This is a genomic window from Arthrobacter sp. D3-16 (assembly GCF_054408515.1).
This window is the reverse complement of the sequence record NZ_CP096437.1, coordinates 3,738,096-3,758,900: the sequence shown is the minus strand read 5'-3', so window position 1 is coordinate 3,758,900 and position 20,805 is coordinate 3,738,096. Positions and strand designations below refer to the sequence as shown.

23 protein-coding genes are annotated in these 20,805 nt (G+C 61.9%); 11 read left to right on the top strand and 12 right to left on the bottom strand.

Going from position 1 to position 20,805, the window contains the following annotated elements:
* The first annotated feature begins 7 nt into the window (after positions 1-7).
* Entirely contained in the window at positions 8-1,174 is a 1,167-nt protein-coding gene (locus tag M1D32_RS17585) for an amidohydrolase family protein (protein WP_458779900.1), read from the top strand.
* Here the strand turns inward: M1D32_RS17585 and M1D32_RS17580 are convergent.
* Entirely contained in the window at positions 1,143-2,291 is a 1,149-nt protein-coding gene (locus tag M1D32_RS17580) for an ABC transporter substrate-binding protein (protein ID WP_458779899.1), read from the bottom strand. The genes M1D32_RS17585 and M1D32_RS17580 overlap by 32 nt on opposite strands.
* A gap of 98 nt (positions 2,292-2,389) precedes the next feature.
* On the opposite strand from M1D32_RS17580, the gene M1D32_RS17575 reads away from it, so the two are divergent.
* Both M1D32_RS17575 and M1D32_RS17570 read left to right on the top strand, forming a co-directional pair.
* The gene (locus tag M1D32_RS17575; protein ID WP_458779898.1) at positions 2,390-3,028 is read left to right on the top strand and encodes a bifunctional 4-hydroxy-2-oxoglutarate aldolase/2-dehydro-3-deoxy-phosphogluconate aldolase; all 639 of its coding nucleotides are present in this window, start codon (positions 2,390-2,392) and stop codon (positions 3,026-3,028) included.
* Positions 3,021-3,404 carry a RidA family protein gene (locus tag M1D32_RS17570; RefSeq protein WP_458779897.1) on the top strand — a complete coding sequence of 128 codons (384 nt, stop codon included), beginning with the start codon at positions 3,021-3,023 and terminating at the stop codon, positions 3,402-3,404. Before M1D32_RS17575 ends, M1D32_RS17570 begins: the two co-directional genes overlap by 8 nt.
* 40 nt (positions 3,405-3,444) lie before the next feature.
* On the opposite strand, the gene M1D32_RS17565 is transcribed toward M1D32_RS17570, so the two are convergent.
* The 7 genes from M1D32_RS17565 to M1D32_RS17535 form a co-directional block, all read right to left on the bottom strand.
* Positions 3,445-3,969 (bottom strand): flavin reductase family protein, encoded by a 525-nt coding sequence (locus M1D32_RS17565; RefSeq protein WP_458779896.1) that lies wholly within the window; start codon positions 3,967-3,969, stop codon positions 3,445-3,447.
* Between the two features lies 1 nt (position 3,970).
* Positions 3,971-4,327, bottom strand: coding sequence for a cupin domain-containing protein (locus tag M1D32_RS17560; RefSeq protein WP_458779895.1), 357 nt, complete (start codon positions 4,325-4,327; stop codon positions 3,971-3,973).
* Between the two features lie 2 nt (positions 4,328-4,329).
* Positions 4,330-5,796 (bottom strand): 4-hydroxyphenylacetate 3-hydroxylase family protein, encoded by a 1,467-nt coding sequence (locus M1D32_RS17555; RefSeq protein ID WP_458779894.1) that lies wholly within the window; start codon positions 5,794-5,796, stop codon positions 4,330-4,332.
* Positions 5,796-6,479, bottom strand: a complete 684-nt coding sequence (locus tag M1D32_RS17550) for a DUF2848 family protein (protein WP_458779893.1) — start codon at positions 6,477-6,479, stop codon at positions 5,796-5,798. The genes M1D32_RS17555 and M1D32_RS17550 overlap by 1 nt, the downstream gene beginning before the upstream one ends.
* A 10-nt stretch (positions 6,480-6,489) precedes the next feature.
* Positions 6,490-7,284 (bottom strand): carbon-nitrogen family hydrolase, encoded by a 795-nt coding sequence (locus M1D32_RS17545; protein WP_458779892.1) that lies wholly within the window; start codon positions 7,282-7,284, stop codon positions 6,490-6,492.
* Positions 7,285-7,308: 24 nt separating this feature from the next.
* Positions 7,309-7,989, bottom strand: a complete 681-nt coding sequence (locus M1D32_RS17540) for a GntR family transcriptional regulator (RefSeq protein ID WP_458779891.1) — start codon at positions 7,987-7,989, stop codon at positions 7,309-7,311.
* 76 nt (positions 7,990-8,065) lie between these two features.
* Entirely contained in the window at positions 8,066-9,430 is a 1,365-nt protein-coding gene (locus M1D32_RS17535) for an MFS transporter (RefSeq protein ID WP_458779890.1), read from the bottom strand.
* Between the two features lie 268 nt (positions 9,431-9,698).
* Between M1D32_RS17535 and M1D32_RS17530 the strand changes: the two genes are divergently transcribed.
* Positions 9,699-9,932 (top strand): hypothetical protein, encoded by a 234-nt coding sequence (locus tag M1D32_RS17530; RefSeq protein ID WP_458779889.1) that lies wholly within the window; start codon positions 9,699-9,701, stop codon positions 9,930-9,932.
* Between the two features lie 154 nt (positions 9,933-10,086).
* Here the strand turns inward: M1D32_RS17530 and M1D32_RS17525 are convergent, their stop codons facing one another.
* Both M1D32_RS17525 and M1D32_RS17520 read right to left on the bottom strand, forming a co-directional pair.
* Positions 10,087-10,788 (bottom strand): cache domain-containing protein, encoded by a 702-nt coding sequence (locus M1D32_RS17525; protein WP_458779888.1) that lies wholly within the window; start codon positions 10,786-10,788, stop codon positions 10,087-10,089.
* Positions 10,785-11,546: a FadR/GntR family transcriptional regulator gene (locus M1D32_RS17520; RefSeq protein WP_458779887.1), complete on the bottom strand. Its 762-nt coding sequence runs from the start codon at positions 11,544-11,546 to the stop codon at positions 10,785-10,787. Before M1D32_RS17520 ends, M1D32_RS17525 begins: the two co-directional genes overlap by 4 nt.
* Before the next feature lie 339 nt (positions 11,547-11,885).
* Here M1D32_RS17520 and M1D32_RS17515 point away from each other — a divergent pair, with 339 nt between their 5' ends.
* The 7 genes from M1D32_RS17515 (at position 11,886) to M1D32_RS17485 (ending at position 18,417) form a co-directional block, all read left to right on the top strand.
* Positions 11,886-13,388, top strand: coding sequence for an APC family permease (locus M1D32_RS17515; RefSeq protein ID WP_458779886.1), 1,503 nt, complete (start codon positions 11,886-11,888; stop codon positions 13,386-13,388).
* 33 nt (positions 13,389-13,421) lie between these two features.
* Positions 13,422-14,027, top strand: coding sequence for a dimethylamine monooxygenase subunit DmmA family protein (locus M1D32_RS17510; RefSeq protein WP_458779885.1), 606 nt, complete (start codon positions 13,422-13,424; stop codon positions 14,025-14,027).
* Positions 14,024-14,995: a PDR/VanB family oxidoreductase gene (locus M1D32_RS17505; RefSeq protein WP_458779884.1), complete on the top strand. Its 972-nt coding sequence runs from the start codon at positions 14,024-14,026 to the stop codon at positions 14,993-14,995. Before M1D32_RS17510 ends, M1D32_RS17505 begins: the two co-directional genes overlap by 4 nt.
* Before the next feature lie 12 nt (positions 14,996-15,007).
* Complete coding sequence (locus M1D32_RS17500; RefSeq protein ID WP_458779883.1) at positions 15,008-16,102, top strand: heme-dependent oxidative N-demethylase family protein; 1,095 nt, start codon at positions 15,008-15,010, stop codon at positions 16,100-16,102.
* Positions 16,103-16,194: 92 nt separating this feature from the next.
* The gene (locus M1D32_RS17495; RefSeq protein ID WP_458779882.1) at positions 16,195-16,437 is read left to right on the top strand and encodes a hypothetical protein; all 243 of its coding nucleotides are present in this window, start codon (positions 16,195-16,197) and stop codon (positions 16,435-16,437) included.
* A 59-nt stretch (positions 16,438-16,496) separates the two neighbouring features.
* Entirely contained in the window at positions 16,497-17,873 is a 1,377-nt protein-coding gene (locus M1D32_RS17490; protein ID WP_458779881.1) for an NAD-dependent succinate-semialdehyde dehydrogenase, read from the top strand.
* Between the two features lie 61 nt (positions 17,874-17,934).
* Entirely contained in the window at positions 17,935-18,417 is a 483-nt protein-coding gene (locus M1D32_RS17485) for an HPP family protein (protein WP_458779880.1), read from the top strand.
* 97 nt (positions 18,418-18,514) lie between these two features.
* Here M1D32_RS17485 and M1D32_RS17480 read toward each other — a convergent pair whose 3' ends face one another.
* Together M1D32_RS17480 and M1D32_RS17475 are read right to left on the bottom strand one after the other, a co-directional pair.
* Positions 18,515-19,924, bottom strand: a complete 1,410-nt coding sequence (locus tag M1D32_RS17480; protein WP_458779879.1) for an aldehyde dehydrogenase family protein — start codon at positions 19,922-19,924, stop codon at positions 18,515-18,517.
* A 27-nt stretch (positions 19,925-19,951) separates the two neighbouring features.
* Positions 19,952-20,755, bottom strand: a complete 804-nt coding sequence (locus M1D32_RS17475) for a MoaF C-terminal domain-containing protein (protein WP_458779878.1) — start codon at positions 20,753-20,755, stop codon at positions 19,952-19,954.
* Positions 20,756-20,805 lie beyond the last annotated feature (50 nt).

Sequence of the window (20,805 nt, the reverse complement as noted above, 5' to 3'; positions counted from 1 at the left end):
GGAGACAATGCATAACGCGATGCGCTTCAGGAAGGCATTGATCGGTCCGGGTTTGGAGCCCGCGGACGATGTGTGGATCACCATCAGCGATGGCATCATCACGGGCCTCGGAACGGGTGACGGGCCAGGCATAATTCCCCGCCACCCGGCCGCCGTCGCGATCCCGGGACTGGTGGACTGCCACGTGCACCTGGCCCTGTCCGGCGGGGCGGACGTGGAGCGGGGGGCAAGGGCATCGGACCCTGCCGCCCGGCAGGACGTGATCGAAGCCAACGGCCTCCGCTATCTCCAGTCGGGCGTGACCACCGTGCGGGACCTCGGCAGCCCGGGTGATGCGGTGCTGCATGCGGTAAAGGGCGGCGGCCTGGCCGCTGCGCGAGCGCCGCGGATCGTGGCGGCCGGTGCCATCAGCTCGCCCGCCGGCCACGGGAATTTCCTTTCCCGGTGGGCGGAGACGCCGGGTGAATACGAGGAAGCCATTGGCGCACTGTCCGGTCTCGCCGCACGCTGGGTCAAGCTGTTTGCCACCGGCGGTGTCATCACCACCGGCACGGTGCCTGGTGCCACCCAGATGGAGCCTTCCCTGATCAGCCACGTGACGGCGGCCGCGCACCATGCCGGGCTCGCCGTGGCAGCCCACGCCCACGGGCGGGACGGGATCCGGAATGCCATCGAAGCAGGGGTGGACTCCATCGAGCACTTCTCCTACCTCACCGCCGACGAAGCCGGGCTCTTGGATGGGAGCCGCTGCACCCTGGTCAGCACGCTGGTGGCCACCGAGCGCTTCGTCTCCTCCGACCAGCGGGAGACCGCAAATCCTGAAGCCCTGGCGAAGATCCTCGCCCATGCCCCGCACGAGCGCGCCGCGCTGGAACTGGCGGTAGCGGCGCGGCTGCCGCTTGCTGTGGGAACGGATGCCGGAACAACGTTCAACCCCCATGGGTTCGGCATGCAGGAGCAGGCGCTGCACCTGAACCGCGCCGGCATGGACCCGCCCTCGATACTTCGGGCAATGACTGTCAACGGTGCCAGGCTGTTGAAAGATGGTGCGGGATGCCTCGACGTCGGGCGGCCGGCGGACATCCTGTGCCTCGACGCCGATCCCCTCGAAGACCTGGGGGCGCTGTACAAGATTAATGAGGTCATCCTCGGCGGCCGTCCTGTTGGTAGGTGACGGCGTAGGCATCGGCAAGGGAGGCATACTTTCCTGAGACCGTCCCGCTGATGGCGCCCATCAGCGTGCGGGCAGCCTCCACGAAGTCCACCCGCAGCGGGATGTGGCGGAAGTCGATGCCGGACCAGGACTCGTCCACTGCCCGCAGGCATTCCTGCAGGCCCGCCTCGGCCACGAAATCCCTGTACCAGTCCCGCTCACGCAGGTCCGCCCGCGGGATATCGATGCGGCGGACGCCCTCAACCTCGGCGCGCAGCACCTCCTCCGAATGGCGCCATGTGATGAACTGCCGCGCCGCCTCTTCGCTGCGGCACCCCGCGGTGACGCCCAGGCCTTCGGCGTACACGAACTGGGCGGGGCGTTTATCGCCGACGGTTGTGTAGCCCATAAGTCCCCGTACCGGCGATCCCGGGTCCTCGAACTGGAACGCCCAGGCGCTGGTGTCGAAGAGGTGGGAGGCATGTCCTTCGCTGACCAGGCTTCCCACGCCCGCATAGTCCAGCGACGTCAGGTCCCGGGGCCCCCCGGCGAGTGCCTGCGCAAGGTCCCCGGCGCCGTCGAGCAGGTCCTCGAAGGTGGGGTCCCCAGCGTCGGGGAGAAGCCTCACACCCTTGGCCGCAGCCCAGCCGGAGAAGGTCTCCAGGGAGGAAAACTCGCCGTTGCACCGCGCAACGAGGCCCATGCCCCGCTCCCGCAGCACGGCATGGGCGGCGAGGACGTCCGCCAGTGACTGCGGGCGCCCCAAACCGGTGGCATCGAAGAGGTCCTGCCGGTAGGACAGCATGCCTCCGGTGAGGGTGTGTGGCACGGCCCAAAGCATCCCGCCCCGCCGCAACGCCGCGAGCGCATGGGGGACGAAGGCACTTTCGTCCAGTCCGAGGTCGGCCGTTGCGATAGGGAGCAGGGTCCCCGAGGCGCGCAATTCCTCGAGGTACCAGAAAGGGACCGTAACCACGTCGGCCAGCGGCGATCCCTGCACCAGGGCGTCGTGGGCCACCCCCTCAGGGACGACGTCGAGGGCCACCTCGATGCCGGTGGAGGCGCGGAATTCCGGCAATAGACGCCGGATAATTTCGACAGTGTGCCCTGCCTTCAGCCATACCCGAAGTGTCTGCACAATTCCTCCGTTGCAATATGCGCAATGCTCTGGACAGCATGTGCAACCACTATATAGGGTAGGAGCCGCACAGTCTCCCCAAGAATCAAGGAAGCGCCGTGGCCAACGATTCCGACTTCTTCCTCCGCCACCTGCAGGTGTCGCCTGTGATCGCGATCCTCCGGGGCCTGCCGGCCGCGGAGACCGTGGAGATGGCTGTCCGGTGCTGGGACTCCGGGATCCGGCTGGTGGAGGTCCCGCTCCAGTCCCAGGAAGCGTTCCTCGCGTTGAAGGAAGCCGCCGAGGCTGCTGCCGGCGGCCCCGACCGGCAGATCGGCGCCGGCACCATCTGCACTTCCGAGGATGTGGACCGCGCGCAGGAGGCAGGGGCGCAGTTCCTGATCGCCCCGGGGTTCTTCCCGCCGTCCATCAGGCGCGCCCAGGAGCTGCAGCTCCCCATTTTGCCCGGTGTCGCGACGCCCACCGAGATCCACGGTGCGCTCAGCATGTCCCTGAACGTCCAGAAGCTGTTCCCGGCGGACATGGCAGGTCCGGGCGCACTGAAGACCCTGGCCGGGCCGTTCCCGCAGGTCAGTTTTGTTGCGGTCGGCGGGGTCACGCCGTCCAACGCCCAGGACTTCCTCGACGCCGGTGCTGTCGGCGTCGGGGTGGGCAGCGCCCTCAACAGTCCGTCCGCCCTTGACTACTTCTCCCACCTGGAAAGCCCAACGAAAAGGAAGAACAGTGCAGATGACTAAGCAAGATATTGTTACCGACCTCGCCCCGACGCCTGTTGCCGCCTATTCGCAGGCTGTGAAAGTCGGGACCACGCTTTACCTCGCGGGGCAGGGCGGCTTCGACGCCAAAACCGGCCATCTCGTGGGGGAGGGCATCAAGGAGCAGACCCGCCAGACGCTCCAGAACCTCAAATATGTGGTCGAGGCGGCCGGCGGCACCATGAACGACTTCGTCACGGTGCGTGTGTTCATCAGCGAACACGGGGAATTCCCGGGCATGAACGAAGTCTACGGAGAATTCTTCGACGAGCCCTATCCCGCCCGCACCACCGTCTCCGCAGGGCTGGGACCCGGAATGAAGGTGGAGATCGACGGAATCGCAATTCTTCCGGAGTGACCAAAAGGCTGGGGGCCGATGAGGGCCCCCAGCTTTTTGTTTAGTAGAACCAGGGAAGTTCTTCGTGGCCGAAGTCTTTGAAGGAGCCGAACTTTCCAGCGCTGAACGCGAGCCCCTGTCCCTCGCGCTCACGGCAGCCTGTCACCTGGCCGAAGAAGACCTGGTGGTCACCTATGTCGTACTGGTGAACCACCGTGCAGTCCGCCTGCGCCAGTGCATCCTTTACCACTGGGAGCCCGGACTCGGTGAAATCAAACTCGCCGCCGTCGAAGTGTTCAGCGCCGCGGGCGGCGAACCGTCGCGCGATCGATTCCTGTTTTGCCCCAAGAATCGAGATGGCAAACTTTCCGCTTTGCAGCAACGTGTCCCCTGTGCGGGTGTTGAAGTTCAGCGAGATCATCAGGATCGGCGGCGTCAGGCTGATCGAGGTCAGGGAATTGATGGTCATACCGTGCAGTTCGTCACCTGCTTTGGTGGTAATCACTGCAACGCCGGTAAGAAACCTTCCCATGGTCCGGCGCATATGCAGCGCATCGGGTTCTGCGAAGCTGAGGGTGCGGTTCATTTTAGTTGTCACTGTCCTGGTAATAGCGGACTTCAAACATTTTGGCTCCATTCTCGGAGACCCATGGCCCGTGTTCCATGCCCGGGGGGCGGGTAGCCCAGTCTCCGGCCTTGAAGGTACGGTTCAGGCGCTGATCGACAAAGGACCCTTCGAAGATGAAAACTTCTTCCCAGAAGTCGTGGGTAAGAACACCGTTGGGTGAAGTATCCGTCCCCGGTTCGAATTTGAGGATGCGGGTGACGCTGTCGTTCTTGTCGTCCCGGGCCAGAATTGCTTCCGAGAGCCCCTCGATGGGAGGGGTGCAGGGAGTGAATACAACCGAAGAAGTCGGAGTGAACTCAAATTCAGGTTTAGCCATGGCTACTTCGCCTCCGCATTCTCGGTGATTCGATATCCGGCCAGGAACTCGTCGAGTTCGCTGACAAGAGCGTCGTAACCGTAGTTTCGGTACGTGTAGGCACCCTTGACCACAAAGGGTGCGCCGGCGTAGAACATCTCGTACTGCTGGTGCCGGCCGGCGAATTCAGAGCCGATGATGTCCCAGGCAAGCTTGAACAACTTGACCCGTTCTTCGCTGGGGACTCCCGGAGACTGGACGTAGCGGTCCATGTCGGGGCGGCTTACGTCGCTTGTCATGTCGGCAATGCTTGAGGGCAACTGAAGAACGCCGCCACCCACGAGGTCCCGAAGGATACCGATGACACGCGGGTAGGTCTCCGACTGGAGCCCCATGGCTCCGTACAGCGCACGCTTCCCCGGAACCATCATCCCGTTCGCGTCCGCAGACGCCGTGTATTCGGCGGCCAGAACCGCTGATTCAACGGACGACACGATCGCGGCGAGTTCGCCAAGTTTCTCCTGGACGCCGGGAATCTTGTCGGTGCCGTTGACCTGGGTGACCTTTCGCGCGACGGAAGCGATGAACTTCAGTTTGGTAGCAAACCGAATCTGGGCCTGCCAGTTACCCAGGGCGTGGGCGCCGGTGTCGAAAAACTGCTTGCGCAGCATGTCGACGTTGCGGTCGATGAAAACCCTGTCCCACGGAACAAGGACGTCGTCGAATACCACGAGGGCGTCAGGTTCGTCGTACCTCGTAGTGAGCGGGTAGTCGAATTCGCTGGTAGCTGCGGGAGCGAACGGGCGCCGGCAGTACAGCTTGAGACCCTTGGTTGCTGCGGGCAGGGCGAAGCTGATGGCGAAGTCGACATCGTCCGGGCCGAGTGGCTTTATGCAGGTTACGAAGACTTCGTCTGCGATCGCCCCGCCCGTGGCGAGCATTTGGGAACCGCGGACAATCATGCCTTCTTCGGTTTCCCTGACAACACCAACCTGGAGGAAGTCGCCTTCCCAGCCTGACGCATTGGTGGCCCGCGATATCTGGGGCGGAATGATGGCGTAGGACACGTAGAGGTTCTCGGCGAGGATGCGCTTGTAGTAGTTGCTGATGTTCTCTGAGAAGTCGTGCTTTTCGTCCTTAAAGACCTCCGGGTGCGAGCCGAATGCTGCAAAGAAGGTTCCGACGTGGTCGGGGCTGCGGCCTACCCAGCCATGGGTGTGCTTTGCCCACTTCTCAATGGCCTGGCGGCGGAGCACCAGTTCCTCCTGGGAGCGGGGGGCGGCAAAGACCCTGTTTGCCGGACCGTTGATTTCCTCAGAATGGAACTGCATTCCGTTTTCGGGATCCGCGGCGATGTCGTAAAGTTCGGCCATCGTCTGGGCAATGTGGCTGAAAGCCGGGTGCTCCAATACGTTTTCCACAACCTGGCCGTCGACAATGACAGTACGGCCATCGTTGAGGCACTTCAGGTATTCTTCTCCGGTTCGCATCAGTTCAAACCTTTCGTCATTTTGTAGGTGTGTTCGAGTTTTGTGCCGTCAGGAAACTGCAGTTCGAGTTTCCAGACGTTGCCTTTGGTGAATTTTCCGCCGAGCAGGGGAAGGGTCCCGCCGAGGCAGAGGAAGTCGTCGTCCCCAACGTCAGTGCGGTCCAAAAGCAGCCGGACGACGTCCGCAGGCCGGCGGATACCGTCGAGCGTTCCTTCCTGGTAGAGCGAACCGTCCACCCAGCAACGGGCAGTGCACTCGTCCAGGGACAGCGATTCCAGGTCGTCCACGCGGATTACTTGGGGTGAAACAGGCTTAGGGCAGGCCCGCTTGGAGTCGCCGATGTCCTGGATTTCCAAGTCTCTGTCCGTGTGGTCGGAACCGATTCCGAGGTAGAAACTGCCTTTGTGCCGGATGTAGAGCGGCTCGATTTCTCCGGATGTCAGATTGTCCGAGTCCTCATGCTCAGCGGAGTGAGCGAAAAGCTCTTCGGGTACCTGGTAGAACATTGGTACTTCCGGGGGCGGGGCAACACCGATTGCTGCCAGTTCGTCGATGTGGTGCTGGACAGCGGCCATGTCCCTGCCGGTATAGCCGGCGACGATGCCGCGAAAACTGTCCAACGTGATGGTTTCGCCTGAACCTACAACCTCGAAGGCCAGGGGCGCCTGTTCAGTGTTTGGCAATGTCGTCTCCTTATTTCGCTAGATTGCTGTATTGGGCAAGCCGGTCTCCGATGACCGGGAATTCCTTCCTCACCCTTGAGACTTGTTCTGGGTCAAGGTCCACCAGCAGGACTTCTTCAGCGGACCCGCATTCCGCCAGGACGACGCCGGATGGGTCAACGACCCTGCTATGCCCACCAACCTCGACTCCTTCCTGTTCTCCTACTGCGTTGGTGGCGATGATAAACATCTGATGCTCAACTGCCCGGGCGGAGGTCAGCAGGCGCCAGTGCTCCCGGCGGGCCGCTGGCCAGGCAGCAGGGACGATCACGATCTCGGCTCCTCTTTGGCTGAGCTCGGACCAGAGGCCGGGAAAGCGCAGGTCGTAGCAGGTGACGCCTGCGGTATGTCCGAACGCTGCTTCCGCAACGGGCAATGAGGTACCTGGTGTCAGCAGGCTCGACTCCAGCGACTTGTAACCAAATACATGGATCTTGCTGTACTTGTGAACGATCCGCCCGGCAGGATCCAGCAGGATGGACGTGTTCTTAAGGTGTCCTTCTTCGTCCCTCTCGATGATGCTTCCGGCGTGAACGTAGGCTCCTAACTCGGCAGCAACCCGGGAGCACATCGCCAGTGTTGGCCCTTCCGTTGTCTCGGCAAGGGCGTCGTACTGGTCGAAGTGGAAGTAACCTGCGCTCCACAGCTCCGGCAGGACGATCAGGTCCGCGCCTTCGATGTTCCGCAGGAGCCCTTCCACCCGCACGATCCGCTCGTCACGGCTTTCGTGGTCGGGGCTGGCCACCTGGACGAGTGCTACTTTCATGAGGTTCCCTTGCTTCCCTTGCTTTTACGCCGAATTGGAGGTGCTGTTTACAAAGCGCCGTGCTGCCGGTGCCTTGAGGGCCACCAAGGTTGATGCCAAGTGCTCACGGACTGCCTCAACTGCCGTGTCAGGGTTCCCGCTTTGAATTGCCTTGACGATGGCACGGTGTTCGTCGAGGACATGGTCGCTTCTGCCGTCGCCGTCCTGCACTGCCTTGACGCCGATACGAAGCTGCTTGAAGCGCAGGGAATCGTAAACGTCTTCCAGTACCGGGTTATCTGCTGCGGCGACGATGTATTTGTGGAATCGAATGTCGCAGGCGATGAAAGCGACGGGGTCCGCGAGTTTTTGCGACTGTTCTTCCAGGAGCTGGTCGAGGTCTCCTGTTGATTTAAGGGACGCAACAGTCTTCCGCACAGCCCATTCTTCGATGATCTGCCGGGCCTCCATCATCCCTTCGATATCCTTCGTGGTCAGGGCGGGAACGTAAGCTCCCTTGTTCGGAACCCGCCGGATCAGACCATCGGTTTCCAGCCGGAGCAAAGCCTCCCGAACGGGGGTACGTGAAGTCCCGGTGGCTTCCGCCACGGCGTTTTCGCTCAGAAAAGCCTCTTCGTCCCACGGCAGCTCGCTGATCGCGTCCCGGAGCCACCTGTAGGCGATCTCGGGTGCGGAAACTTGGGTGGGCTTATGAAGACGGTTCATCGGACGCTCCTCGAAACGCTGTATACGGGCGGTACTCACAGTATCCCCGCGGGAGGCTTTGCTGTTGGCTGGTTATTTACTTGGCTGCAGGAGCGCCCGTCTGCACCTGTACATCGAGGTCGCTCAGGCGGATGTTTTTGGTTTCCTTGGCGAACAGGACCGAGACCAAGGAGACGAGGCCCATAAATGCCAGGTACACGCCGATCGCGTAGCCGGTACCGAACTGGCGGTACAGAAGCAGGGCGATGATCGGTGAGAGTGAACCCGCGACCAACGATGCAAGATTGTAGGCAACGGATGTTCCGCTGTACCGCACGTCCGTGGGGAACAGTTCAGAGAAGAAGGCACCGATGACCGAGCTGTAGGCGGCGAAGATCAGCAGGCCGCCTACGGCTGCGACGATGGTTCCCCACAGCTGCCCTGTATTCAGGAAGAAGAAGAACGCGAAGGCCCATATCATCGTGGCGATTGAGGCGCCGATCATCATCGGCTTGCGGCCGATCTTGTCGGCGTAGACAGCCAGCAGTGGGATGGCCACGCATGCGGCGCCCTGGCCGATCATCACAGCCGTCAGGCCGTCCTGACGGTTCTGGCCCAAAATCTCGGTGACGTAGGTGATGATGAACAGCGAATAGATGTAAAAACCTGCGTTTTCACCCATGCGGCTTCCGGCGGCAATGAGGATCTGACGCCAGTTCCTCCGGAACAGGACGCCCAAAGGCATACGGACCTTCTTTGTCTCTTCCGTTTCACGCTTGCGCTGTGCCTCCTTGAACAGCGGGGTTTCCTGCACATAGAGCCGCAATACGAGCCCGATGATCACGAGCAGGGCCGAGAGGCCGAAAGCGATGCGCCAACCCCAGGCGAGAAACTCGCTGGCCGGCATTACAGCGGCGAGAAGTGCCAGTACGCCGGCGGCCATGAGGTTACCCAGTGGCGGGCCCACGTTGGGCCAGGAGGCCCAGAAGGCGCGCCGGGTGCTCTCATTGCTGTGTTCGGAAACCAGCAGGACGGCGCCACCCCACTCGCCACCCAAGGCGAATCCTTGGACGAGACGCAGGAAGAGGAGAATTAACGGCGCTGCTACGCCGATTGCTGCGTACGGGGGGATGAAGGCGATCAAGGCAGTTGCCACGCCCATCAGGAGGAGGCTGGCGACCAGGGTGGTCCGGCGCCCGTGTTTATCTCCAATATGGCCAAGAACAACCGCACCAAGAGGTCGGGCTATGAAGCCGGCAGCAAATGTTCCCAGTGCCAGCATCGTACCGACAAGCGGATCATCCGTCGGGAAAAACAGCTTATTGAACACCAATGCAGCTGCAGTGCCATAAAGGAAGAAGTCGTACCACTCAACGGCCGTGCCGGCCAGGCTTGAGGCAGCAACTGTCGGCAGGTTCGTATGCTTCTGCCGCCGCAGCTCTGCCTTCGTCATTTCTGTCATTCGATCATCCTTTGGGGAGGGGGCCTTGATACGGCCTCGGCTGGCCCGCCCGCAACGTTGCGGGTGGGCCGGGTTACTCGGAGGTGATGAACAGGGCGTGAGGTGAATCACTGAAATTACTGTAGACCACATGTATACAGACTGTCTACCAAAAATAGACCAAACGAAAGAACGTGTAGACAGACGGTATACAACGGCCTATATTTTAGGAGTGCGCACCATAGGAGTTGCGTCGCAGACTCTTCCGCTATTTCTGGAGGTTAGGTCCATGGCTCTGATTCAGAAGTCCGAGATCCTGCTTGAGGTGGACGGCGATGACGCCGAAACGCTTCAGACGGACTTAGGAGCAGCGGTGGCAATTGCCGAGTCGGCATCGCTGAGTTGCGGCGGTGGCGTGCTGGTAACGCAGCACGACTACTGGTCATTCACCGTCGCCGTTAGTGCAGAAGTTCCCATCGGCCACACCGTTCAACAGCGGGCTTGGCGCTCGGCATGCTGGTGAAAGACTCGGCCCTGGCAGGCTCTATGCCTCCTGGTACAAGGGAACCTGCCGCCCATGCATCTGATCCCTGGGGCATGTACCAAGGGGTGGAAACCCCGCCTGCCGACGGGGCTCGGAATTGCTGGCTGCCGCCGGACGCATCCGTCAAATAGAGTTAGCGGTCGCTCAACAGTGAGAGTTCCAGGTGGGCCGCCTCGATCGGGAGCAATTGCTTGTCGCTCGGGATGTGGCGGATTCTCTCGCCGACCAGGTACGCGCCGGAGTTTCCTACGACGACGCGATTGCTTCCATTGAGGAGGGCGGCGTCTCCCGGGATGGCCCGGAGCGCAGGCATGAAGATCTCTTCAAGCTTGCGGATCCTGATGTCGCAGCCGGCCACCCCCGCAAATTTTCCGCCCACCTGAATCGGTGCGGTGTAGGTGAGGATGTATTCGTCCAGGCCCAGGTAGTCAACGTAGGGGCCCCACATGGAGCGTTCCCCTGTACGGCTGGCTGAGGTGAAGAAGGGCATGTTCTGATAGTCGTAGAACCGCTCACCGCCGGGGGTGAGATCGAATTCCAGCTTTTCAATTCCCTCTCCGCGCCTGATCCACCACTCAAGGACGCCGTCCCGATTCTCGATGGCGTCTGCAGAGAAGATGACTCCAGCTCCAACAATGAAACTATGCGTTTCAAGGAATTCCTTCGTCATGTTCTCCAGCTGTCCCACGTCCCGTGGCGTGACGGTGAACGGGCTCTGGCGATTCGTCCACAGCGCCGCCGTTTGGGCTGCGAACTTGTCGACGTCGAGGCCGAGTGTGTTCGTCCAGGCGGCTATTTCCTGTGCGGCCTTGATCGCAGGGGAGGTGGTTGTCATGAGCGCTCCTGCTGATACGTCGGGTATCCGAGGGACAATTTCGAGTCCACCAGATGGTGGACGTCATGCCGGATGTGCTCCAGCACCAGGCGTTGGGCGTCTTCAGGTGCGTCGTTTGCGATGGCGCGCGCCAAGGCCAGGTGCTCGGCGGCCACCTGTTCCGGGTCGCGGATCAGTGACACGGGCGCCCACAACGCTTGAACTGTCTCGGCCTGGAGTCTTATCTCTGCATTCGTAAGCCTCGGGGACTGCGCCAGGACTGCCAGTTCGATGTGGAATCTGCTGTCGGCGCGTGCTTGAAGCTCCGATTTGTCCGTCATGGCAACGCCACGGGCAAGCTCCAAAAGCCTGTTGATCTCGTGTGGTTCGGCCCGTTCGCAGGCCAACCGTACGGTGGCGGCGGCGATAGCGGCATGCTCGTCACCCACGTCGCGAATCTCCGCAATGGACGTGTCCTGGAACCATTTTTTGATGACGTCGGCGGATGTGAAGGGTTGCTTGACGACGAACGTGCCGCCGCTTCGCCCCCTCCGCGTAGCAACAATGCCCTGATCCCGAAGGTCGGACAACGCCTCCCGGAGGGTAGACGGCGCAACACCAAACATTTCCGATAGCGCTGTTTCGGGGGGAAGCCGCTCACCCACCTTCAGCAGGCCAAGGGCGATCGCCTTGGAAATCCGGTTGACGATGGCTTCGGAGCGCTCTGTTTCCGGCAACGCCCGGTACACCTGGGCTTGGAAAGCGGTGGTAGATGCCAAGAACGACTCCATGGGAAATAGGGACAGCAGTAACTCTAATCCGGGCACCGACGGGTGCCCGCCGATGCAGCGCCGATCCGCCGGCCTCGCTATGTCTCGGCCACGCTTCTCCCTTGCCGGCAAGACCTTCTGGCTCCGCTACTTCTGAAGTGTACTGCAGATGACGTGAAAACAATGGAAACCATAGTTTATTCAGCTCAAGTGCCCTAGTGCTGGCCACACAAAGCGCCCAAATACACGCCTCGGACACAGGGGTTGCGCAACTAAAGATATGAAACTATGGTTTTTACGACGTGGTCCCGCTCACAGGTAGCGGTAGTGACCGAAAGAAGGAGTCCAATGCGTGTAGAAACCCCCGAACCGGTTGGGGAGCTTGACGTCGATGACGACGCCCAGCATCTTGCCAGCCTTGGTTATTCATACGAGAGGCAATTCAAGCGGGAGATGACGTTCTGGGGGAACGTCTCGCTGGGATTCACCTACCTGTCGCCTGTAGTAGCGATCTATTCCTTGTTCGCGGCATCCCTAAGCGTGGCCGGACCGCCGATGTTCTGGTCCCTGGTCATCGTGGGGGTCGGACAACTCCTGGTGGCAACGGTTTTCGGTGAAGTGGTGGCGGCATATCCAGTGGCCGGCGGAGTCTATCCGTGGTCAAGGAGGCTGTGGGGCCGCAAATGGGGTTGGATGAACGGCTGGGTCTACCTGGTGGCGCTCCTGACCACCATCGCCAGTGTCGCCTATGGCGCAGGCCCCTTCCTGAGCACCCTGGCCGGCATGGAAAGCAGCGTGGACGCCACCATCCTGTGCGGTCTCGTGGTCATAGCGCTTGCTACGGTGCTGAACCTGGGTGGCACCAAGGTCCTGAACGCCGTGGCGATGATCGGCCTCCTGGCAGAGCTCGGTGGCGCCCTGGTGGTGGGCATCTGGCTGCTTGCTACGGCGAGGCACCATGACCTCAGCGTCCTGTTCCAGACATTCGGTGCAGGAGAGGGCAGCAACTACTTCTTTGCGTTTGCGGCTGCCGGATTGATCGGTATTTTCCAGTACTACGGCTTTGAGGCCTGCGGCGACGTAGCGGAGGAAGTCCCCAACCCGGGCCGCACCATCCCCAAGGCCATGAGGATGACCATCTACATTGGCGGTTTCGCAGCGATGTTCGTCTGCCTGTCCCTCATCCTCGCCGTTCCCGATTTCGCTGCCGTGATCTCAGGGACCGAGACGGACCCGGTTGGCAACATTCTCCTTTCGGCGTTCGGCCCCATCGGCTTCAAGGCAGTTCTCGCAGTCGTCCTGATCTCCTTCCTCTCGTGCGTGCTGAGCCTGCAGGCGGCAACCTCCCGCCTTGCCTACTCGATGGCCCGTGACGGAATCCTTCCGGCCAGCAAGCTCCTGAGCACGTTCAGTGAATCCCGCCACGTGCCTCCGTACGCACTGCTCCTGGCCGGGCTGGTGCCGGCCTTCATCGTCATCGGATCCAAGGTCTCCAGCGACGCTCTGACCGTCATCATTTCCTTCGCTGCCATGGGCATGTACATGGGCTTCCAGATGGTTGTCCTTGCCGCGCTTCGGGCACGCATCCTGGGCTGGAAGCCGAACGGAGCCTTCCGGCTGGGTGCATGGGGCATTCCCGTAAATATCGCAGCTCTCGCCTGGGGTGTGCTGGGCATGGTCAATATGGCTTGGCCGCGGACGCCTGAAGACGGATGGTTCGCCAACCACGTGGTCCTGATCTCCGCCGTCACGGTGGTCGTGATCGGTCTGGTGTACATGGCCTGGAAGAAGCCCCACCTCAAAGGTGACGCCCCGGCGGCCGATGCAGTTCCGGCGCTTTCGGCCCGTTGATCGCTTTTGAAGGACGAAAGGTAACAAAATCCGATGTTGATCACCGGCATCAAGAGCCGACCTGTGTACGACGAGCTGACGCCCATGGCGAGCGGCCTTAACCACCTCGCTGCCGCCCAGGGCAGCGGCGGAAAACCCCTGGTGCGCCTGCTCCGGGCGATGACGCCCGAACAGTTGGCGGCCACCACCGTTCTGTACTCAACAGAATCCTTCACCGGCCAGAACTACTTGATTGACCTCCAACAGTTCAAGGTGCGCGAGCTGACCGTGTTTTCCAGCAACGCGGACGCCGTCCGCGGACTCGATGCGGCCCTCGTGACGGCAAAGATGGGCACCCGGCTGTACCTGTCCGGTTCTGAGGGATTCATCGGTACGTCAATGCAGGTGGCTACCTCTTACGGCATGAACCGGGACGAAGTGCTGCGTGAGCACGCCGGCTCCTTTGTAAGGCGCGTGTGGTGCGCGCACTGTGGCCACTATTCCGAGAATGTCACCCACAGGGTCTTTGTATGCCCGGGCTGTGATTTGAATCTGATCGTTCGCGATCACTACTCCGGGAGGCTCGCGGCCTTCCAAGGAGTGAAAGCAGACAGCGAAGTACCCGGCGAAATGCCGGAAAATGAGGAGTTGGATACGTGAGCGAGTCCCAGCATGGAGCCCTGCGGCTCCAGGTCAAACGGATCGAAGCGGTGACCCCGGAAATCAACCGGTACACCTTCGGCGCAGCCGACGGCTCCTGGCTCCCTCCCTTCTCGGGCGGCAGCCACATCACAGTCCTGATCCCTGCCGATGGAGAGACCAGGCGCAACGCGTACTCACTGATGAGTTCGCCTTACGACACCAGCGAGTACCAGATAGCTGTCCGCAGGGTGGATGACGGCAAGCGCGGCTCGCTGGCCATGCACAACAACGTCCGGCAGGGCGATGTCCTCCTCGCAGGTATTCCGGCGAACCTTTTCCCGGTATCAAAACATGCGCGGCACCACCTCTTCATCGCAGGGGGCGTGGGCATCACCCCCGTCTTTGCCCAGCTCGAAGAACTCAGCCTCAAGGGCAGTTCGTTCGAACTGCACCTCGCCGTCCGCGGCCCGGAGCACGCTGCCCTCGGCCATGAGCTTAAGGAACGCTACGGCGAGCAGGTCACGCTTTACGGCCATGACGGCCAGTCCCGGCTCAACACGATGGACATCCTGGCAGGACGGCCACTCGGTACGCACGCCTACGTGTGCGGGCCAACGCGCATGATCGATGACGTGGTCAATTCCGCCCACGCCCTTGGCTGGTCAGACTCGAACATCCACTTCGAAAGGTTCGAGGACCTGGGGTCCACCGGTGATCCGTTCTCCGTGACCCTGGCGCGCTCCGGCGCAGTCATTGAGGTGTCGCCCGAGCAGTCGCTGCTGGAAGCGGTTGAGGAGGCAGGCCATAAGCTGCCCTACCTCTGCCGGGGAGGCGCCTGCGGGGAGTGCGAGACCGAGGTCCTGGAACTTGACGGCACCATTGACCACCGCGACGACTGGTTGTCCGAATCGGACAGGGAAACCTGCAAGCTCATCATGCCCTGCGTATCGCGGGCCACCTGCACAAAACTCGTCATCAACGCTTAAGGAAAAAATCACATGACTGCGATCTCTGAATCAGCCGCATTCAAAACGGATGAAACGTACACGCCCGACGGCGGATACGACTTCCGGAACTCGCCCGAGGGTGTTCGCCGACTGCCGTTCCCGTTCCCCGACGACGATTACATGTACTCCATGAATCTGGAACCACACGTTCCGGCCGGGGACGGTGCCCTCAGGGCCGCCTTCGATATCGATGAACACTACGTGTCCGAGTGCGCCCACCGCGCCCAAATGCTCAACGACATGCCGGACGTCCACTACCTTGCACTGCCGCACATGCTGGAAGCGCAGTGGGATCTGCTCGAGCTCATCTTCGAGTCCTACGCCAGGGATTTTCCGGAACACTTCACCCTCACCAAGAACGGCAATGAGTGGAGGTGGCAGAACCGGCTCCTCGGAATCGACGATTCATTCACGTTCGGTGATCCGGCCACCCTGCCAATGGACCCGATGGAGTACGCCACCCGGCAGGCGCAGGGCGAGTTCGTGGTCCTCGAGGAAAAGGACAATACCCTCGTCATCGGCGCAGGCATGACCACCCAGCGGGCCGACTACTCACTGAAGTTCAACCTTGGCATGAGCTTCTTCGAATTCCACGGCCCCGTACCCAAGCTGCACGAAATGGGCATCCTGGACAGGGCTCTCAAGTTCCTGCTCCGCATGAAACCCGGCCACCCCGTCCGGCGGGTCAACTGGTCGCTCACCGTCAACCCGCGTCTCGAGACCTCCGTGGAAACGCTCCCGGAATGGGCCCCTGACCGGGCGACCGTCAACGGAGAAAACGCAGGGGAAAAGGTGTACCTGCGCATCGAATTGCAGCCGCTGCACCGTCTGCCCCGGTCAAACGCCATAGTGTTCCCCGTCCGTACTTATCTGGTCAGCCTGGCTGAGCTGGTGGAGTACGCTCCCGACTGGGCAAAGCGCATTCACCGGGCCCTCGCTTCGCTGGACCCGGAACTGGTCGATTACAAAGGCTTCCACCGCTACCACGCAGCTGCGGTCGAATGGCTCTCCCGCCACGACGACGGCGCACCCCTGGCAACCGGCTACCCCTGGGCCCCGGAGGGAATCCAGCCAGGCGGCAACTAGCACGCGCGTAAGCAACCGACCTCAGCGCCAGTCCCTCTCCTTCGATGAATTCAGTCCACGGCGTCGTGGACTGAATTCGGAAAGAGCAGCCAATGAAAGTGGAACCCGCAACACGTACTGCATGGGCCAAAGTTGAACTTGGCACCGAAGTCTCACTCTGCAACAACGGCCAACTCCTGCATCACGGGACAGTCGTGGCCAAAACCACGAGTGGTTCGGCTCTGTGGATTCTTTCACCCACGCTGGAGCGCCGAATGTATCGCAACATCACCGGGCATCACCTGACCGTGGAAAAGGCACCAACCACGGGCAGCCGGTTCACGTATCAGCCCTGACTACATCAAACCCTGGAAACCAGGAACCCGTCAGAGAAGCAACACAACAAAGGAGCAGCATGTCCCGGTACCGGGTCCAGAACCCCGCCACAGGAGAGGTCGTCGAGACCTTTGAAGCAGCCAAGGACGAACAGATCCAGCAGGCACTGGCCAGTGCTGATGCCGCCTACGGCCTGTGGCGCGAAAAAAGCATCCAGGACCGGGCGGCCGTTGTCCGCCGCATCGCTGAGCTGTTCGAAGAGCGCAAGGACGAGCTCGCCAGGATTATTGCCGAGGAGATGGGCAAACCCCTGTCAGAGGGCATCGAAGAGGTGGAGTTCGCTGTTTCAATCCTTGACTACTATGGCGTGCACGGCCCCAGCCTCGCCGTTGACCAGGAAATTCCCAGCACTGTTCCCGGCAAGGCGATCATCGAGAACTGCCCTGTGGGCGTACTGCTCGGCGTCATGCCCTGGAACTTCCCGTATTACCAGGTGGCCCGCTTCGCTGCGCCCAACCTGGTCCTCGGCAACACCATCCTGCTCAAGCATGCAGACATTTGCCCCCGTTCGGCGTTGGCGATCCAGCAGATCATGGAAGAAGCCGGTGTTCCCGAAGGTGGTTACACCAACATCTTCGCCACCCACGACCAGATCGCTGCGATCATCGCGGATCCCCGGGTGCAGGGCGTATCCCTCACCGGTTCCGAGCGCGCCGGCTCCATCATCGGAGAGCAGGCGGGCAGGCACCTGAAGAAGGCTGTCCTCGAACTCGGCGGAACCGACCCGATGATCGTGCTCGACTCCCATGACCTCGCATCAGTCGCTGCGGACGCCTGGAACTTCCGCGTCTACAACGGGGGCCAGGTGTGCAACGGCAACAAGCGGATGATCGTCATGGAAGACATCTATGACGAGTTCGTGGCCCAGCTCAAGAAACTTGCGGACGGGCTCGTACCAGGTGATCCCCTGAACATGCCGGAGGGTGCCTATGGGCCGCTCTCCAGCAGGGCGGCTGCGGAGCAAGTGAACGCCCAGGTTCAGCGGGCTGTCGCCGAAGGCGCCACCCTTGAAGTCGGCGGTGTCCTCGCCGAGGGAGAAGGCGCTTACTTCTCACCCGCCGTCCTGACAGGTATCAGCCGCGATTCGGCTTCCTTCCGTGAAGAGATCTTCGGGCCGGTGGCGATCGTGTTCAAGGTATCAAGCGATGAAGAGGCGCTCGAACTGGCCAATGATTCCGACTTCGGCCTGGGCGGCTCGGTGTTCTCGACCGATAAGGCCCGTGCGGCGAACATCGCATCCCGGCTGAACGTTGGCATGGCGCACGTCAACATCATCGCCGCCGAGGCAGCAGAACTTCCCTTCGGCGGCGTGAAGCGCTCAGGTTTTGGCCGGGAAATGGGTCCCTTGGGCATGGGCGAATTCGTCAACAAGCGCCTGTACTTCGTCGCCGAGTAAAGGGATGGCTGTGCCCGTTACCAGTCCTGCCCGATCACCGGTTCATCCACCTCAGCCCCGCATGCGCTGGTCCTCCCAAGCGCCCCACCGGCCTCCGCTGGCAAAGCTCGCTGTAACCACCCTTACCAGCGTTGCCGCCCTCGCCTGCCTGGTGCTGCTGGGCAAGCTGTCGGGACACCTCCTGCTCATCCCTCCGATGGCGGCGTCCATGGCGCTTGTGGCCGCGGCGCCCCACCTGCCCCTTTCCCAGCCCCGGAGCGTGATCGGGGGCCAGGTTGTTTCCGCCTTGCTGGGTGTCGGCACGGGATTGGTCAGCCACTCGTTCTGGGCCGCCGCGGTTGCGGGCAGCCTGGCTATCGGAGCGACTTTGTGGCTGAGGATGCCTCATTCACCTGCGGCTGCCACCGCAGTCATCGGCACCATGGCAACCACCGGGCAGGTCTCCTTTGTGGTGTGCTCCGGCATCGCAGCATGCATCCTCGTCGGGTTTGGAATTGTCGGCTCCCGGCTCCGCGGAGCCATGTACCCAACCTATTGGTTCTGACGAGACCAATCCATCGTCGGAGTGAACATAGCGCAGGCCGCCGCCGCTGTCCCGGGAAGGACAGCAGCGGCGGCCTCACAGTTCACAGTCAGCAGTCTTAGCCGCTGATGACCTGGGGGACGCCGAGGGCTTTGAGGCCTTCGACGCCGAATTCCAGGCCGTAACCGGACTGCTTGGCGCCGCCGAAGGGGATGCGTGGATCTACAACGCCGTGTTTGTTGATCCACACGGAACCGGCCTGGATCCGGGCTGCGACTTTGCGGGCGGCGGGCAGGTCTGAGGACCAGACGGAGGCGCCGAGGCCGACGTCCAGGGCGTTGGCCATGTCCACGGCCTCATCCACGCTGCTGTATTTGATGATGGGCAGGGCGGGGCCGAACTGTTCCTCGGCAACGAGCGGGTTGTCGTTGTCGATGTCGGCGACCAGGGTGGTGGGGTAGAAGTAGCCGGGCTGGTCGGTGTCGGGGTTTCCGCCCAACAATACGCGTGCGCCGGAGTCCTTGGCTGCCTGCACGAGGGTGGCGACGACGTCGTATTGTGCTTTGTTCTGCAGGGGGCCCAGGACGTTGTTCTCGTCCAGGCCGTTGCCCATCGGCATAGCCTTGGCCACGGCGGTGAGTTCTTCGCAGACGGCGTCGTAGATGTCTTCGTGGACATAGAGGCGCTTCAGGGCGGCGCAGGTCTGGCCGGTGTTGATGAAGGCGCCCCAGAAGAGGTCTTCGGCGATGGCTTTGGGGTCTGCGTCGGGCAGGACGATGCCGGCGTCGTTGCCGCCGAGCTCCAGGGTGAGGCGTTTGACCGTGTCGGCGGAGGACTTGATGATGGCCTTGCCCGCGGCGGTGGAGCCGGTGAACATGATTTTGCCGATGGCGGGGTGGTTGGTGAGGCGTGCGCCGACTTCCCGGCCGCAGGAGACGACTGACAGGAGGCCTTCGGGGAGTTCTTCGTTGATGACCTTGATCAGGGCCAGGACGCTCAGGGGGGTGTTGCCCGAGGGCTTGACCACCGCTGCGTTGCCCATCCGCAGGGCGGGGGCGATCTGCCAGATGGTGATCATCATGGGCCAGTTCCACGGGCCGATCGCGCCGACGACGCCGATGGGCTTGTAGTGCAGTTCGGCGCGCGTCTCACCATCATCAACCAGGGTTTCCGGCTCCAGGGGGATGGTGGCTGCGGCGCGGAGCCAGGCCGCGCAGGCGCCGACTTCAAAGCGGGCGTTGGGCCCGTTCAGGGGTTTGCCCTGCTCGCGGGAGAGCAGCTGGGCGAGTTCTTCGGCGGAGCGTTCGACGGCGTCGGCGGCCTTCAGGAGCGCAGCGGACCGGCCTCCGTGGCCCAGCGCAGCCCACGCGGGCTGCGCAGCCTGCGCGTCGGCGACGGCCTGCTCGAGATACTCAAGGTCATGAACGGGCGCCTCACCCACGATCTCACCGGTGGCAGGGTCAAGGATAATGCGGGTCTTACCCGAGAATGCGGTGACCTCGTCAAGCAATGATTCGTACGTTTTCATTCTTTACTCCTCTTCGAGTAATGGGGACTAATGCTTCCGGAAGTCCTGCGGGTATTCGGTGGTGTTCAGGACGCTGAGCCGGGAGTTGAAGGGCAGGATGACGGGTTCGCCCGCAGGATCGTCCCAGCCGAACATCCGGCCGATGGAGCGCTGCTCGCGCAGGTCCACGAGGAGCACGGCTTCGACGCACATGACCTTTTCGGTCCAGAAGAAGATGAAGAGGTCCTCTGCCACTTCCCAGGTCATGCAGCGGTCCGTGTCGGCCAGTCCCGCCTCACCACCGCGAACGCAGTTCCAGGTGAAGGTGCCCGGGTTGAGGTAGATGTGTTCGTACGTTTCGACGTCGCTGTAGCGGTAGTAGATCCGCTTGCCCACCAGGGCCGTGGAGCGCTGGTGGCGAACGGCGGAAGCCTCGCTGTTGGCCTGGCTGAAATCGGTGGTGCTCCGCGTCCTGCCGTCCACGGTGACAAACCGGGAAACACCGGTTGTTGTGGCCCCGGTGTTGCGGTCCGCGATGATGGTGACGTTTTCTGCGGCAGAACCTTCGCCGCGGATGAAGTCGATGATGAAGATTCCGGGCCGGGCTTCGATGGCCTTGTAGCCCGCCGTTCCGCTGGTCGTGACCTCACCGCGCCTGAGTGTCCAGGCCAGAGAAGATTCGTCGTCAAAGACGTACTCGGCCTTGGAGCCGTCCTCGTCGAGGAGGCTCAAGGTGGTGCCGGCCAGGGCGGGGGAAGCCGGCAGGGTCTGGTCGCCGAATCCCTCCAGCATGGCCGAGACGGGGGGCCACTGATCTTCGGGGATGTAGTCCTGGATGTCAGCTGAAGTCATGTTCTTGGTCCTTGTTCTTTTGCTGCTGGTTGGTACTGGTCTGGTGGTGG